At 50.2% G+C, this 14,353-nt stretch carries 14 protein-coding genes; 10 read left to right on the forward strand and 4 right to left on the reverse strand.

Features of this window, described 5'->3' with window-relative positions; translation table 11 throughout:
• The first annotated feature begins 51 nt into the window (after positions 1-51).
• From ACT6PV_RS02780 to ACT6PV_RS02825, 10 genes are read left to right on the forward strand one after another with little or no spacing between them, the layout of a single operon-like run.
• Positions 52-618 (forward strand): outer membrane lipoprotein carrier protein LolA, encoded by a 567-nt coding sequence (locus tag ACT6PV_RS02780; RefSeq protein WP_445117007.1) that lies wholly within the window; start codon positions 52-54, stop codon positions 616-618.
• The gene (locus tag ACT6PV_RS02785; RefSeq protein ID WP_445114975.1) at positions 593-2,932 is read left to right on the forward strand and encodes an MMPL family transporter; all 2,340 of its coding nucleotides are present in this window, start codon (positions 593-595) and stop codon (positions 2,930-2,932) included. The genes ACT6PV_RS02780 and ACT6PV_RS02785 overlap by 26 nt, the downstream gene beginning before the upstream one ends.
• A gap of 14 nt (positions 2,933-2,946) precedes the next feature.
• Complete coding sequence (locus tag ACT6PV_RS02790) at positions 2,947-4,257, forward strand: NAD(P)/FAD-dependent oxidoreductase (protein WP_445114976.1); 1,311 nt, start codon at positions 2,947-2,949, stop codon at positions 4,255-4,257.
• Between the two features lie 5 nt (positions 4,258-4,262).
• Positions 4,263-4,877: a DUF3261 domain-containing protein gene (locus tag ACT6PV_RS02795; protein WP_445117008.1), complete on the forward strand. Its 615-nt coding sequence runs from the start codon at positions 4,263-4,265 to the stop codon at positions 4,875-4,877.
• Complete coding sequence (locus ACT6PV_RS02800; protein ID WP_445114977.1) at positions 4,870-6,069, forward strand: beta-ketoacyl-ACP synthase; 1,200 nt, start codon at positions 4,870-4,872, stop codon at positions 6,067-6,069. The genes ACT6PV_RS02795 and ACT6PV_RS02800 overlap by 8 nt, the downstream gene beginning before the upstream one ends.
• On the forward strand, positions 6,066-6,593 hold the full coding sequence (locus tag ACT6PV_RS02805; protein WP_445114978.1) for an ApeP family dehydratase: 528 nt from the start codon (positions 6,066-6,068) through the stop codon (positions 6,591-6,593). Before ACT6PV_RS02800 ends, ACT6PV_RS02805 begins: the two co-directional genes overlap by 4 nt.
• 58 nt (positions 6,594-6,651) lie before the next feature.
• Complete coding sequence (gene fabG / locus ACT6PV_RS02810) at positions 6,652-7,377, forward strand: 3-oxoacyl-ACP reductase FabG (RefSeq protein WP_445114979.1); 726 nt, start codon at positions 6,652-6,654, stop codon at positions 7,375-7,377.
• The gene (locus tag ACT6PV_RS02815) at positions 7,377-8,597 is read left to right on the forward strand and encodes a beta-ketoacyl-ACP synthase (RefSeq protein ID WP_445114980.1); all 1,221 of its coding nucleotides are present in this window, start codon (positions 7,377-7,379) and stop codon (positions 8,595-8,597) included. The genes fabG and ACT6PV_RS02815 overlap by 1 nt, the downstream gene beginning before the upstream one ends.
• A 30-nt stretch (positions 8,598-8,627) precedes the next feature.
• Positions 8,628-9,062 (forward strand): excinuclease, encoded by a 435-nt coding sequence (locus tag ACT6PV_RS02820; protein WP_445114981.1) that lies wholly within the window; start codon positions 8,628-8,630, stop codon positions 9,060-9,062.
• Positions 9,063-9,081: 19 nt separating this feature from the next.
• On the forward strand, positions 9,082-9,738 hold the full coding sequence (locus tag ACT6PV_RS02825; RefSeq protein WP_445114982.1) for a 4'-phosphopantetheinyl transferase family protein: 657 nt from the start codon (positions 9,082-9,084) through the stop codon (positions 9,736-9,738).
• A 45-nt stretch (positions 9,739-9,783) separates the two neighbouring features.
• Here ACT6PV_RS02825 and secF read toward each other — a convergent pair whose 3' ends face one another.
• The 4 genes from secF to tgt all read right to left on the reverse strand — a co-directional run bounded on the left by secF (position 9,784) and on the right by tgt (position 14,286).
• The gene (gene secF / locus ACT6PV_RS02830) at positions 9,784-10,761 is read right to left on the reverse strand and encodes a protein translocase subunit SecF (RefSeq protein WP_445114983.1); all 978 of its coding nucleotides are present in this window, start codon (positions 10,759-10,761) and stop codon (positions 9,784-9,786) included.
• Positions 10,762-10,769: 8 nt separating this feature from the next.
• Positions 10,770-12,671: a protein translocase subunit SecD gene (secD, locus tag ACT6PV_RS02835; protein WP_445114984.1), complete on the reverse strand. Its 1,902-nt coding sequence runs from the start codon at positions 12,669-12,671 to the stop codon at positions 10,770-10,772.
• A gap of 51 nt (positions 12,672-12,722) precedes the next feature.
• A complete protein-coding gene (gene yajC, locus ACT6PV_RS02840; protein WP_445114985.1) occupies positions 12,723-13,052 on the reverse strand; it encodes a preprotein translocase subunit YajC in 330 nt (109 codons plus the stop codon).
• Positions 13,053-13,155: 103 nt separating this feature from the next.
• Positions 13,156-14,286, reverse strand: a complete 1,131-nt coding sequence (tgt, locus tag ACT6PV_RS02845) for a tRNA guanosine(34) transglycosylase Tgt (RefSeq protein WP_445114986.1) — start codon at positions 14,284-14,286, stop codon at positions 13,156-13,158.
• Positions 14,287-14,353 lie beyond the last annotated feature (67 nt).

Consider the following 14,353-nt stretch of genomic DNA (forward strand, 5'->3'; position numbering starts at 1 on the left):
TGGTTGCTGATATTCAGTCTACTGCTCACCCTGTTCTGTTCCACGACTGTCATGGCGCAGCAGAACCCACAGCTTGAGCAGATTTTCAGGCAATTGTCTGCAACCCCCGTGGTGCGGGCTCAATTTCAGCAGCAAAAGAAACTGGCTGCTCTGAACAGAACATTTGTCTCCAGTGGCAGCGTATTATTTTCAGAACAACAGGGCGTATTGTGGCAGATCCGGCAACCGGTGGTGGCTGATCTGATTGTTACACCGGGTAAACTGGTACAGAAAACCCAGCGCACCTACAGTCAGATTGAAATGGATAAATCGCCTTATGCTGCGGTTGCCAATATGTTTTTACAACTGATGTCCGGAAATCAGATTGCGTTGGCCAGAAATTTTAATCTTGTTTCAGTACATTACACTGCGGGACAGTGGAAGCTTAGCCTGACGCCGAAAAGTAGTCTGTTTAAGACATTATTCGTGCGTGTTGAGGCACAGGGCGGTCAGTATGTAGACCGGATTGTGATTACGGAACAGGCTGGTAATGCCACCGTGATTCAGTTCAGTCAGCACAATCCTCAACCTCAGACTTTAACGGCAGCGGAACATGCGCTTTTCCAGCTGGCGAAATAGGCTGTCAGCCGCCTGGTTGATCATCCTGCTGACCATTGCTGCTACACTGGCCTGGTCATGGCTGCATCGGGACATTCATATCCAGACCAATATTTTTGCATTATTGCCTGAGCAAAGCCAGGACAAGGCACTGCAAAAGACCCGGCAGTATGTCAGTGGGCAACTGAACAACCAGGTTTTTCTGGTGGTGGATGCGCCGGATGAACAGACCTTGCAACAGGCCACGGTATTACTCAGCAGGCAACTGCAAAACAGCCCTTTATGGCAGCCATTGAAAGCGCAGCTGGACACAGCGCAGTTTGCAGAGACCCTGTACCGGCATCATGCCGGACTGATCAGTACAGAAGACAGGCAATTGCTGCGCACCGGGGAATATGCCGGATTGACCGAACAGCGTCTGTTGCAGATCATGAGTCCAGGCATGCCGGTGACAGAGGATCTGTTAAAGCAGGATCCGTTATTGCTGTTTCCGCGCTTTGTCATGGGGCTGTCCGCTCAGCAGGGCAATCAGGCCGTGGAGATGGAACAGGGGTTTGCCACGCTGCATGATGAACGGGGTATTTCCAGGCTGTTTACGCTGCAATTGACACAAAGCCCGTACAATATTGATTATCAGAAAGATACTGCGGTGTGGATACAACAGCTGAATCGGCAGATGAAGCAATTGGGTGTGCAGACGCACTGGACCGGAACATTGCTGTTTGCCAGTGCCGGCACCAGCTCGGCAGAAAAGGAAATTTCCACCATTGGCCTGGGGTCCAGCCTGGGAGTATTGTTGCTGGTGTGGTTCGGGTTCAGATCATTCCGACCCATGCTGACCGAGTTTGTCGCGGTGACCAGCGGTACACTGGTGGCTTTTGCCGTGACGCACGGGCTATTTTCAGAAATTCATCTGATGACGCTGGTGTTTGGTGCCAGTCTGGTGGGGGTCTGTGTTGACTTTTCCTTTTATTTTATGGCATTGCAGTCGCAGCACCGGAACATGGATGGTTTTGCCATTCTCAGACCGATTCTGCCCAGCCTGTTTATGGGGTTGATGACCACCCTGGTGGCTTATGTGTTCCTGACGTTTACCCCGTTTCCCGGTTTTCGTCAGATTGCGGTGTTTTCAATTGTCGGATTAACAGCGGCCTGGATCACCAGTGTACTGCTGTTGCCACGCCTGAAAGCGCTGAATGCCGAACCGGCAATCCAGACGCTGCGGTTTATTGGTCATATGCGCCGTTATTTTTTACAGCATCACCGGTTGCGTTACGGCAGTGTGGCGGTGATTCTGCTTACGGCACTGATCAGCCTGTCCTTTTTAAAAACCAATGATGATATCCGCAATCTGCAGAGTATGGACCGGCAGTTAAAGCAGCAGGACCATTATGTCCGTGAACGCTTTGGACAGCAGCAGGGCAGTGATTATTTTGTCATTCGGGCGCAGACTCCGTCACAACTTGAAAAGCTTGAGCAACAGCTGATTCAGCAATTGTCGGTGTTAAAGTCCCGCGGCGCGCTTCAGGATTTTCAGGCCATCGGTCAGTCCATACCTTCCCGGCAGCAACAGCAGCAGAATATCCAGCTGCTGCAACAGATTCCCGCGGCTGAACTGGTCAACTATGCAACAGCCATGCAGCTGAATGTCCGGGCTGTGCTGAACTGGCAAAAACAATTGTCAGCACAGCCTGTCTTGTCGCTGAGTCAGTTCCAGGCACATCCGCTGTCCTTTTTACAACTGCACTCCACGGAACGACTGGTGTTATTGCAGGATGTTCGCAATGAACCGGCCCTCCGGCAGTTACAGACAGCACAGATCAAACTGCTGCAACCGGTGAAAAATTTATCTGATCTGTTTCAGGCTTATCGGATTCAGGCGCAATATTTATTGTTTTATGCACTGATTGCCCTGGCGATCGGACTGGGGCTGATTTATGGCATCCGCGCCATATTGCCGCTGGTTTTTCCGGTCAGTCTGGCGCTGTTAAGCACCTTTGCGGTACAGGCATGGCTTGGTATTGAACTGAATCTATTCAGTATCATGGGCAGTTTTCTGATCATGGGCATTGGCGTGGATTATGCCATTTTCTACCGTCATGGTCATGATCATCCGCAGGTGGTGGGCATGGCGCTGTTCCTGTGTATGATGTCAACCCTGCTGGGCTTCGGCTTGCTGTCCTTCAGCCAGACCTATGCGATTCATTGTTTTGGGCTGACCGTTTTGTTGGGGGTGATTTTTTCATTTATTTATGCAAGCTTACTGACCCGTGCAGACCAGGGACATCGGGTTGTTTTACAACATCAGGATTTACAGAATCAGCACGGACGCTGAACAAGTGGGGAACAATGAATTTAATACAACAGACTGATGTACTGATTATTGGTGCCGGACCATCAGGCAGTTCTGCTGCGGCATTACTGCGTCAGAAAGGTTATCAGGTTACCGTAATTGAAAAGCAGCACTTTCCCCGGTTTTCAATTGGTGAGTCATTATTGCCTCAGGCAATGGTTTTTCTGGAAGAAGCCGGCTTGCTGGAGACAGTGCGTGATCATGCGCAGGAGTACGCCTTCCAGTTTAAAAACGGGGCGGCTTTTCTGCGGGGCACACAACGCAGTTTTTATGATTTTACTGAAAAATTCAGTGCAGGGCCGGGAACCACCTGGCAGGTGCGCCGTGCCGATTTTGACCATTTGCTGGCGGCAAAGGCTCAGGCGGATGGGGCTGATATCCGCTTTGGGCATGAAGTGATCGCTGTGGATATTACAGCAGCACAGCCCTTGCTGACGCTGAATGATGCAACTGGCGTGCCGTATCAGATGCGGGCCCGGTTTTTGCTGGATGCCAGTGGTTTCGGGCGGATTCTGCCAAAACTGCTTGATCTGGAAAGTCCCTCCGATTTTCCGGTACGGCGTGCGCTATTTACCCATATTGCAGACGGTATTGTGGATGGTGATGCAGACGGTTCGGGATTTGATCGTGAAAAAATTCTGATCACCGTGCATGAAAAGGATCACCGTGCCTGGTACTGGCTGGTTCCCTTTGCAGATGGGCGTGCATCGTTCGGTGTGGTGGCAGAGCAGGACTTTTTTGATCAGTACCGGTTTGACAACCTGGAACCCGAAGCGCTGCTGGCCTTATTCAAGCGGATTCTTGCCGATGATCCGAGCCTGTCACAGCTACTGCGTAATATGCAGTTTGATACACCGGTACGTACCCTGGTGGGTTATTCAGCCAACGTAACACAACTGTTCGGTCATCATTATGCTTTATTGGGCAATGCTGGCGAATTCCTGGATCCGGTCTTTTCATCAGGTGTGACCATTGCTCTGAAATCTTCCAGTCTGGCGATTCCGCTGGTGGATCAGGTCCTGCGGGGAGAAACGGTTGACTGGATGAATGCCTATGAAAAACCCTTACGCAAAGGCATTCAGGTGTTCCGGGCTTATGTGGAAGCCTGGTATACGGGAGAATTTCAGGATGTGGTTTTTTCTGAGGTTCAGAATGATAAAATTCGTCGTATGATTTCATCATTACTGGCGGGTTATGCATGGGATGATAGCAACCCGATTCACAAAAATGCCCGTCAGCGATTAAGCACCCTGGCAGAATATTGCCGGAATGGACGGTTGCCCGGGCAGGCGGTTGAGGCTGAATAATGCAATTGAAACGCACTGGAATTGCCGTATTGATGCTGCTGATGATGAGCATCAGCGCATGCAGGCTATGGGTTCCGGAAGCACAGGGGCTGGTGACTCAGCAATGGGTGGCACAGCAGTATGCCCGTCAGGATCAGGTTGAAGTGCAGTGGAAACAGCACAGTTTTAGTTTTTTACTCTATCAGCAACAGCAGGGCCAGATACTGGAATTACTGGCCTTAAGTCTGACCGGACAGCAGCTGTTTCGGCTGACTTTTGATGGGCAGCGGGTCACTGTGGTACAGCGGATTGATCAGATGAAACTGCTACCATTTGACTTTGTGGTCCGGGACATTCTGTTTGCAAGCTATCCGGGCTTCGCTGAGCTTCAGCGGGCACAGGTCGGTGTTCAGCAGGAGACAGCAGATCAGCAGGTTATTTTGATTCAGCAGCAGCCGGTATTGAACATTCAGCGGCAACCGCAACTGATCGTACTGGATAATCTGCAGGTGCCTTATCAGATGGTGTTCACGTCCGTACAGAACACGCTGAAAAATGATCATGATAACGATCAGCATGGCAACAACGACAACAACCATAACAGCCGCCATAACAACAGCAGGGAGCAACAGCATGACTGAAATGATTGATCCTGCACATCCTGCCGTTGGGATTCAGTTTGCTGTCGGCCTTTGTGCAGCTGGTGCCACAGCTGAACAGTTACAGTACAGCCTGACGCAGTTGCCGCATAGTCTGACGTTGAAAAGTGGCTTTATCCCGGAACGTAAAGTATGGGTCGGTGCTTATAATCATGCGCTGACCGAAGAGGTACCCCGGCAGCTGGAGTCTGTGGACAGTCGTCATCTGCGTTTTGCGCTGACCGCGCTGCAAATGATGGAACAGGATATCCGGTCTTATGTTGCCGGTTTTGATTCAGCACGGCTGGCGGTTGTACTGGGAACATCCACGTCAGGAATTGCTGATAATGAACCACGGCTGCAACAGTATTTTCAGGGCCAGCAGGGCATAGCGATTGATCAGAAAAAGCAGGAAATGGGTTATCTGGCAAAAGCCGTGCAGCAGTATCTGGGCTGGCGCGGTCCGGCATATACCATTTCCACAGCCTGCTCATCGGCTGCTAAAGCCTTTGCTGCCGGGCAACGGCTGATTAATGCCGGTCTTGCCGATGTTGTGCTGGTCGGTGGGGTGGATACTTTATGTCAGCTGACTCTGAATGGCTTCAACAGTCTGGAAAGCCTGTCACAGGACATCTGTCAGCCCTGCGGACAGCAGCGTGACGGGATTAATATTGGTGAAGCAGCGGGACTGTTTCTATTGTCAAAGCGGCAGGCGCCGGTATTGCTGATGTCAGCTGGTGAGTCAATGGATGCCTGGCATATTTCGGCGCCGCATCCTGAAGGCAGGGGGGCAGCACAGGCCATGCAGATGGCATTGCAGCAAGCAGGGTTAAGACCGGAGCAGATGGGTTATCTGAATCTGCATGGCACGGCAACACCCCAGAATGATGCAATGGAAATTAAGGCAGTACGCAGTGTATTTCAGGGTTATGATATTCCGCTGAGCAGTACCAAGCATCAGACCGGACATTGTCTGGGGGCTGCCGGGGCGATCGAGGCGTATATCTGCAGCCGGGTTTTACAGGATCAATGCTGGTTGCCACTGCATCACAGTGGTGTGCTGGATGCTGAACTGGATGATCTGAATTATGTGGTGAGTGCTGATCTGACGCAGCCGATTCATTACACCATGTCTAATTCATTTGCATTCGGTGGCAGTAATATCAGTTTAATCTTTGGGACAGCACTGAAATGAGCCATACTGAAAATATCTTACAAACAGGGACAGAACAGGCTGCAGTGGACTTTATTCCGCATCATCCGCCGATGGTATTTATTGATCATGTGGTGGAAATCAGGGAGCACTTTGCCGTTGCAGATTTGCAGATCACACCGAAACTGATGTTCTGTGAAGCTCAGGGCCTGCCCAGCTGGACCAGTATTGAGCTGATGGCGCAGACGATCAGCCTATATGCCGGTTTTAAGGGAAAGCAATCGGGGCAGATTCCGAAAATCGGCTTTTTGCTGGGCACCCGGAAGCTGAATTTACCCATCGCTTTTTTTGCATTGGGAACAACGTTGCGGATTCGTGCGGAACAGCAATATCTGCATGATGGTCTGGGACAGTTTTCCTGCGAAATTCAGTACGGGGAGCATGTGATTTCTGCCATGCTCAGTGTTTATGAACCGGCTGATGATCAGCAGGTTAATCATCAGCAAGGGGATCATCAACAGGTCAGTCATCCGCAGACTGAAAGCGTCAATGACACTGAAAAATAAACGGAACAGCGATGTGAAGCGCGTGATACATGTGACAGACGCAAGCAGAGAGAGCAACATGATGAAAAGAATACTGGTCACCGGCTCCAGTCGGGGAATTGGCAGGGCAATTGCCTTACAGCTGGCCCAGGCCGGTTTTGATATTACGGTACATGCACGCTCCAGACAGCCGGAAGCCGCAGCTGTGGTGGAACAGATCAGGGCATTGGGGCGCAACAGTCATTATCTGCTGTGTGATGTCACGGACCGGACTGCAATGCAGCAGTTACTGACAGAGGATATCGCCGAACATGGTGCATTCTATGGGGTGGTCTTAAATGCCGGGCTGACCCATGACACCGCATTTCCTGCCATGACCGATCATGAATGGGATGAAGTGATGAGTACTTCACTGGACGGTTTTTATAATGTGCTGAAACCACTGGTGATGCCGATGATCCGTCTGAAGCAGGGCGGTCGTATTGTGACCATTTCATCGGTTTCCGGAATAATGGGCAATCGTGGCCAGGTCAATTACAGTGCTGCCAAGGCCGGTCTGATCGGTGCGACCAAAGCGCTTGCACTGGAACTGGCCAAACGTAAAATCACCGTGAATTGTGTGGCCCCTGGGCTGATTGAAACAGAAATGGTTTCTCCAGAAGTACAGGAACATGCGCTGAAAATGATTCCAATGCAGCGTATGGGAACTGTGGATGAAGTCGCCAGCGCAGTCAGGTTCCTCTGCAGTGATGAAGCAGGTTATATCAGCCGTCAGGTCATTTCTGTCAATGGAGGACTGATCTGATGAAGCGTGTGGTTGTGACGGGGATGGCGGGGATTACCTCGCTGGGGGAGACGGCAGATGAAATCTTTGCTCAGTTTGCCGAAGCGAAAAGTGGTATCCGCCATATGCCGGAATGGGACGTATATTCAGATTTAAGATGTAAAATTGCCGGTCCGGTACAGCAATTTCACATACCGAAGCACTTTAACCGTAAGGTGACCCGGGGCATGGGCCGGGTTGCGCTGATGTCTGTGGTCTGTGCAGAACGGGCACTGCAACAGGCCGGGCTGCATCAGCATCAGATACTGCACAGCGGTGAGGCCGGGGTGGCTTTTGGTTCATCTGCCGGCAGTGTCGATGCGGTTTCTGAGTTCGGCAGCATGCTGCTGCACCACAATATGGGAAAATTAAATGCCACCACCTATATCCGCATGATGTCACATACCAGTGCGGTCAATATCAGCGTCTATTTTGGTCTGAAGGGCTTGACTTTGCCTACGTCCAGCGCCTGTACTTCAGGTTCGATGGCGATCGGCCAGGCTTATGAGGCAATCCGCTATGGGAAACAGACCCTGATGCTGGCGGGGGGAGCAGAAGAACTGAGTGCGGCGGGTACAGCAGTCTTTGATGTATTACTTGCCACCAGTGGGATGAATGATCATCCGCAAAAATCGCCGCGGCCGTTTGATGCAGATCGGGATGGTCTGGTGGTCGGAGAGGGGGCCGGCTGTTTAATTCTGGAAGAATATGAACATGCTGTGGCACGGGGTGCCACCATTCATGCAGAAATTATCGGTTATGGCAGCAACACTGACGGGCAGCATGTCACACGCCCGGATTCAGAGATGATGGGGCGCTGCATGCAGCTGGCGCTGAAGGATGCTGGAATCAGTGCAGCGCAGATTGACTATGTCAATGCACACGGGACATCCACGGATCAGGGCGATATTGCCGAAACCCAGGCCACGGCCCGTATTCTGGGGAAAAAACCGATCAGCTCCCTGAAAAGTTATTTCGGGCATACGCTGGGGGCCTGTGGCGCGATTGAAGCATGGCTCAGTCTGGAAATGATGCAGCGAAACCGTTTTATTCCCACACTGAATCTGGATAAGATAGATCCATTATGCGGGGAGCTGGATTATATCTGCGGACAGGCCCGGGTTATGGATGCCAATACGTTGATGAGCAATAATTTTGCATTTGGGGGAATCAATACCTCGCTGATTTTTAAACGTATCTGATCACAGCAACAACGAAAAGAGGATGGATTCATGCTCATTAAAAAAATCTGTATGGTTACAGCACTTTGTGCCGGTAGTATAGTGACGGCACAGGCTGCCGATGAAGTGCATCACTTTAATTTTAAACAGGCTGTTGACCGGGCCATGAGCGATGGTTTTCTGGATGGTTCGGTCAAATTTTATCTGGCCGGAACAAAATCCGGTGGTCAGCTGGTGCAGAAAGAGTTGGTCAGCAATAAAAAAACCAATGGTTTTGCCAAAACTGCTGAAAAATCCTGTGATCATGTGCTGCGTTCAGCCCTGATCCAGCTTCAGGAGGCTGCAAAGGCTCGGGGTGCTAACGCTGTGACTAATATCGTCAGTTATTTCAAGGCCAATGAAAGTAAAAATGCCACTACCTATGAATGTTATAAGGGCACAGCGATTGCCAGTGTGGCGCTCAGGGGTGACCTGGTTAAATTCTGATGACCAATCAATTGAGCCAATGAAAAAACAAAGATGCATTCAGATTGATGTTCAGCCATTGGCGCAGTTATTAAAACGAGGCAGGTCTGATTTTGCAGATCTGCGCAGTTTTAACCATTATCAAAAAACCGTCATACATCAGTTCAGAAACCAATTATTATCCACCCGATTACAGACGCAGATCAGTGATCAGGATATTGCCCTGACTGAAATGGGTAAGCCCTATCTACTGCATCACCCGGAATTTTCATTTAATCATTCGCATAGTCAGCGCTGCTACGCTCTGGCCACCAGTCATCATATGTCCGGTATTGGGGTGGATATTGAAGATATGGACAGGACAGTGCGTTTTGATGCGCTGGCCCGGCATGCTTTTCACTCCCATGAATATCGGATATGGCAGGCAGAAGATTGCAGTGCTGATTACTGGTTCCGGGTATGGACTACCAAGGAAGCTGTTTTAAAGGCAGCGGGACTGGGGATCCGGATCAATCTGAATGAACTGAATACGCAGCTGCATCCGGTACAGGATGGCGGCATCTGTCAGCATCCGGCAATTGGGGCTTTTGCCTACCAGAATTACCGGCTGGCTGATTGTATGCTGACGGTTGCCTGGCCTTCTGAATATTCCTGCCATGGTTTTGCATTTCCTCAGATTCAGATGATTCAGCATTAAAAAAGCCCATCCGGAGATGAGCTTTGGGTGATACGGCATAAGGTTTTAACGTGGGATTTCTTTCTCGTCTTCAAACTCAGGTTTGACCTGTACAATAAAGTCATTCCGGTTCAGACCACGCCACAGTGCAAATGCCGTCCCAATGTAGATGGATGAATAGGTTCCGACAAATACCCCGATAAACATGGCGACAGAGAACCATTTCAGGCCATCACCACCAAGCAGCATCATGGCGACCACCACCAGTAACAGAGTCATGGAGGTATGAATGGTCCGTTTCAGGGTCTCGGTCAATGCAATATTGACCACTTCCACCGGTTCTGCCCCCCGAATTTTACGGAAGTTCTCCCGGATCCGGTCTGAGACCACAATATTATCGTTCAGTGAGAAACCAATTAATGCCAGGATGGCTGCCAGTACGGTTAAGTCAAATGGCCATTGCATCATGGCAAAAATACCGACAGTGACAATCACGTCATGCAGTAATGACAGCACCGCACCAATTGCCAACTTGAACTCAAAGCGGATGGTGACATACACCAGCATCAGCAGCATCGCCAGCGCGACCGCACCGGCAGAGCGGATGTAAAGTTCATTACCGACCTGACCACCGACCACGTCCACTTTATGTACATCTGCTTTGTTGCCTGGCAACTGTACCGCCTGGGTGATGGCCGCAGTTAAGTCATCCACTTTGACATCATCCTGTGCTGGCATGCGGACCAGTAGATCACGGTTGGTACCAATGGTCTGTACTACGGGATCACGGAAACCGGCCTGGGTTAATGCACTGCTGACATCGGTTGTTCTGACCGGCTGGCTGTAATTCAGCTCGGCTGAAATACCACCTGTAAAGTCCAGCCCCAGATTCAGGCCTTTCGTGACAATGAAGAACAGTCCGGCAATGGTCAGAATCAGTGACATGATTGCCGCAGGTCCGGCAATCTTCATAAAGTTTATGACCCGCTCATTATCCGGACGGCCGTATTTTTTATCTTTGGGTTGAGTCACTTCAGTCATCATTGATCTCCTTAAATGCTCAACTTTTTCAGATTACGGCGTTTGCCGTAAATCAGCGTGACGATTGCACGGGTGACTGTAATGGCGGTAAACATCGAACAAAGAATACCGATCATCAGCGTGACCGCAAAGCCCTTGATTGGACCTGTACCAATGGCAAATAAGATGAATGCCACCAGGAATGTGGTCAGGTTTGAGTCAAAAATGGTGTTATAGGCCCGATCATAACCGGCAATAATTGCCTGTCTGGGCGAGGCCCCCCATCGCATTTCCTCACGTATTCGTTCACAGATCAGGACGTTGGCATCCACTGCCATACCAATGGTGATGACAATCCCGGCAATTCCCGGCAGGGTCAGTGATGCACCAATCCATGACATGACGGTCAACAGCATGGCCAGGTTGATCATCAGGGCCAGGTCGGCAATTAAACCGAACAGGCGGAAGAATACGATCATCCAGATGGCCACGAGGATGAAACCAATTTGCGTGGAGAGTACGCCTTTATCAATATTTTCCTGTCCAAGACTTGGACCGACCACACGTTCTTCTACAAAGTACATCGGGGCTGCCAGTGCACCGGCACGCAGCATTAATGCCAGTTCAGATGCTTCCTGCGGTGAATTCAGTCCAGTGATCCGGAACTGTGAACCCAGTACGGCCTGAATAGTGGCAGCATTGATCACGACAGATTCCGCATAAGGGGTACGGACTTCGGTCTGGGCACCCGTCACCGGGTCAGTCACAGTACTGATTTTCTGTTTATTTTCAATGAACAGAACCGCCATGCGTTTTTGCAGGGCAGTGCGGGTGGCATCAGCCATCAGCTTACCACCTGCACTGTCCAGGGTGATGTTGACTTCAGCACCGCCCGTGTCCTGGCTGAAACCACTGGAAGCACTCTGAACACGTTCCCCGGTTAAAATACGGTTACGATTCAATAACAGCTGTTTGCCGCTATCCAGCGACTCATAAGCAAAAACTTCAGTGCCAGGTGGTAAAGGCTGGCCGTTATATTTACCACTGAAACGGTCAATATACTGATCGTTCAGGTCTGAAACCAGACGGAATTCCAGGTTGGCAGTACGCCCAAGCACACGTTTTGCCTCCGCCGTGTCCTGTACACCCGGTAATTCAACCACAATCCGGTTGCTGCCCTGACTCTGGACCAGCGCTTCAGCTACCCCCAGTTCATTAATCCGGTTACGCAGCGTGGTCAGGTTCTGATCCAGCGCATAGGACTGAATTTCCTGACGGGTGGCATCGTTATAGGTCAGTTTCAGTGTTGAACCTGCATCTGTTGCAATGGCCTGCTGGGTATACTTGTTGCCGTCACGACGCAGGAAATCCATGGCACTGGCGCGGTCATCATTATTGGCAAACTGAATGCTGATGGCGTTGTTATTCAGTGACAGGCTGTTAAATTTGATTTTATTGTCACGAAATGCACGGCGTAAATCCGCTACGGATGTTTCCATACGCTGGGCAATGGCTTTGTCCATATCCACTTCCAGCAGGAAGTGAACACCGCCACGCAAATCCAGACCAAGCTTCATGGGCTTGGCACCGATTTTCCGGAGCCATTCCGGTGTGGTCGGTGCCAGGTTTAAGGCAACCGTATAGTTTTCTCCCAGACCTTTGGTCAAGGCTTCCCTGGCTTTTAACTGCGTTTCAGAATTGCTGACGCGCAGCAGTGCTGCATTATTACTGAAGGTATTGTCATGACTGACAATATTTTCACTTTTTAATATCTGCTCTGCTTTTTGTATCACGCTGCGGTCAATTGTGGTACCGGCCTTGGCACCGGAAATCTGAACAGCAGGTTCGTCTGGATACAAACTTGGCAGTGCGTATAATGTACTGATCACCAGCACAACCAGGATCAGGATATATTTCCATGCAGGGTAACGCATTTGTTTTCTTCTTAATGAAAAAGTCGTGCAGGAAGCACGACTGTTTTATGATTAAAGGTTATTTAAAGTGCCTTCAGGTAATACTGAAATGACACTGGCGCGCTGGATTTTAACTTCATTGCCGCGATTGAGTTCAACCACAGCATAGTCACCTTCAAGCTTGGTAATTCGACCCATTAAACCACCGGCAAAAACGATTTCACTGCCAACCCCCAGACTGTCAACCAGGGTGCGGTGCTCTTTGGCACGTTTAGCCTGAGGACGCCAGATGAGAAAATAAAAGATTGCAACGAATACGGCAATCATCAGCAGGTTTGCCATCATGCCCGGACCTTGTGCAGCAGCCGGTGCAGCATGTGCAGAGGAAATAAATAAACTCATTTCAGTTTCCTAAAGTTAAATAACTGGTGTCAGAGATATGACGTTTTAATCAATTTGTTCTGCAATTTACCCTGTCTTGGGGTTCAGCGCAAATACTGCTGAATCAATCCGTCGGGCAGGGCGGAACTTCCAGGCCACGGCGTTGATAAAAATCTTTAACAAAGGCATCGAAAGTCCCGGCGTCCAGTGCATTACGAATATCCTGTGTAAAGCGCTGGTAATAACGTAAATTATGGATGGTTCCCAGCATGGACCCCAGCATTTCACCGCATTTTTCAAGGTGAAATAAATAGGCCCGGCTGAAATTGCTGCAGGTATAGCAGTCACAATGCGGATCCAGTGGGCGCTGGTCATGGCGGTACTGACTGTTACGGATGCGGACCAGGCCGTCAGTCACAAAGTAGTGACCATTACGGGCATTACGGGTCGGCATGACGCAGTCAAACATATCCACACCACGGCGGATGGCTTCTACAATATCTTCCGGCTTGCCGACACCCATCAGGTAACGTGGCTTGTCTTCAGGCATTTTTGCAGGAAGATAATCAAGCACCTGCATCATTTCTTCCTTCGGTTCACCGACAGATAAACCACCAATGGCATAGCCATCAAAACCGATTTCGGTCAGACCCTGCAGTGACTCATCCCGCAGATCTTCATACATCCCACCCTGAATGATACCAAACAGTGCATTTTTATTCTGTAACTGATCGTGGTGTGCTGTTTTACAGCGCTTCGCCCAGCGCAGGGAAAGCTGCAATGACTTCTGTGCTTCTTCATGCGTGGCCGGATAGGGCGTGCATTCATCAAAAATCATCACGATATCCGAGTTCAGGGTATGCTGAATTTCCATGGAAATTTCAGGTGACAGGAACACTTTTGAACCATCAATTGGGGAGCGAAAAGTCACGCCTTCCTCTTTGATTTTGCGCATGGCGCCGAGGCTGAACACCTGAAAGCCGCCTGAGTCGGTCAGAATCGGTTTGTTCCACTTCATAAAGCCGTGTAAGCCACCATGCTCCCGGATCACATCCAGACCAGGCCGTAAATACAGATGAAAGGTGTTGCCTAAAATAATCTGCGCGCCGATTTCTTCAATATCGCGCGGCAGCATGCCCTTGACCGTACCATAGGTGCCGACAGGCATGAATACCGGTGTTTCCACGACACCGTGCGCCAGTGTCAGACGCCCACGGCGGGCACGCCCTGACTGACCCAGTTTTTCAAACTTCATAAAATATCCGAATCCGGCGAAAAGACAGTTCGCTGATTGATGATGACAAAAGGAGGCTATTTTCTCC

Source organism: Acinetobacter sp. WZC-1 (assembly GCF_052544965.1).

Coding starts and splice junctions, on each gene's coding strand:
- ACT6PV_RS02780 (WP_445117007.1), top strand. CDS start 52: ATGGCGCAGCAGAACCCACAGCTTGAGCAGATTTTCAGGCAATTGTCT.
- ACT6PV_RS02785 (WP_445114975.1), top strand. CDS start 593: ATGCGCTTTTCCAGCTGGCGAAATAGGCTGTCAGCCGCCTGGTTGATC.
- ACT6PV_RS02790 (WP_445114976.1), top strand. CDS start 2,947: ATGAATTTAATACAACAGACTGATGTACTGATTATTGGTGCCGGACCA.
- ACT6PV_RS02800 (WP_445114977.1), top strand. CDS start 4,870: ATGACTGAAATGATTGATCCTGCACATCCTGCCGTTGGGATTCAGTTT.
- ACT6PV_RS02805 (WP_445114978.1), top strand. CDS start 6,066: ATGAGCCATACTGAAAATATCTTACAAACAGGGACAGAACAGGCTGCA.
- fabG (WP_445114979.1), top strand. CDS start 6,652: ATGATGAAAAGAATACTGGTCACCGGCTCCAGTCGGGGAATTGGCAGG.
- ACT6PV_RS02815 (WP_445114980.1), top strand. CDS start 7,377: ATGAAGCGTGTGGTTGTGACGGGGATGGCGGGGATTACCTCGCTGGGG.
- ACT6PV_RS02820 (WP_445114981.1), top strand. CDS start 8,628: ATGCTCATTAAAAAAATCTGTATGGTTACAGCACTTTGTGCCGGTAGT.
- ACT6PV_RS02825 (WP_445114982.1), top strand. CDS start 9,082: ATGAAAAAACAAAGATGCATTCAGATTGATGTTCAGCCATTGGCGCAG.
- secF (WP_445114983.1), bottom strand. CDS start 10,761: ATGATGACTGAAGTGACTCAACCCAAAGATAAAAAATACGGCCGTCCG.
- secD (WP_445114984.1), bottom strand. CDS start 12,671: ATGCGTTACCCTGCATGGAAATATATCCTGATCCTGGTTGTGCTGGTG.
- yajC (WP_445114985.1), bottom strand. CDS start 13,052: ATGAGTTTATTTATTTCCTCTGCACATGCTGCACCGGCTGCTGCACAA.
- tgt (WP_445114986.1), bottom strand. CDS start 14,286: ATGAAGTTTGAAAAACTGGGTCAGTCAGGGCGTGCCCGCCGTGGGCGT.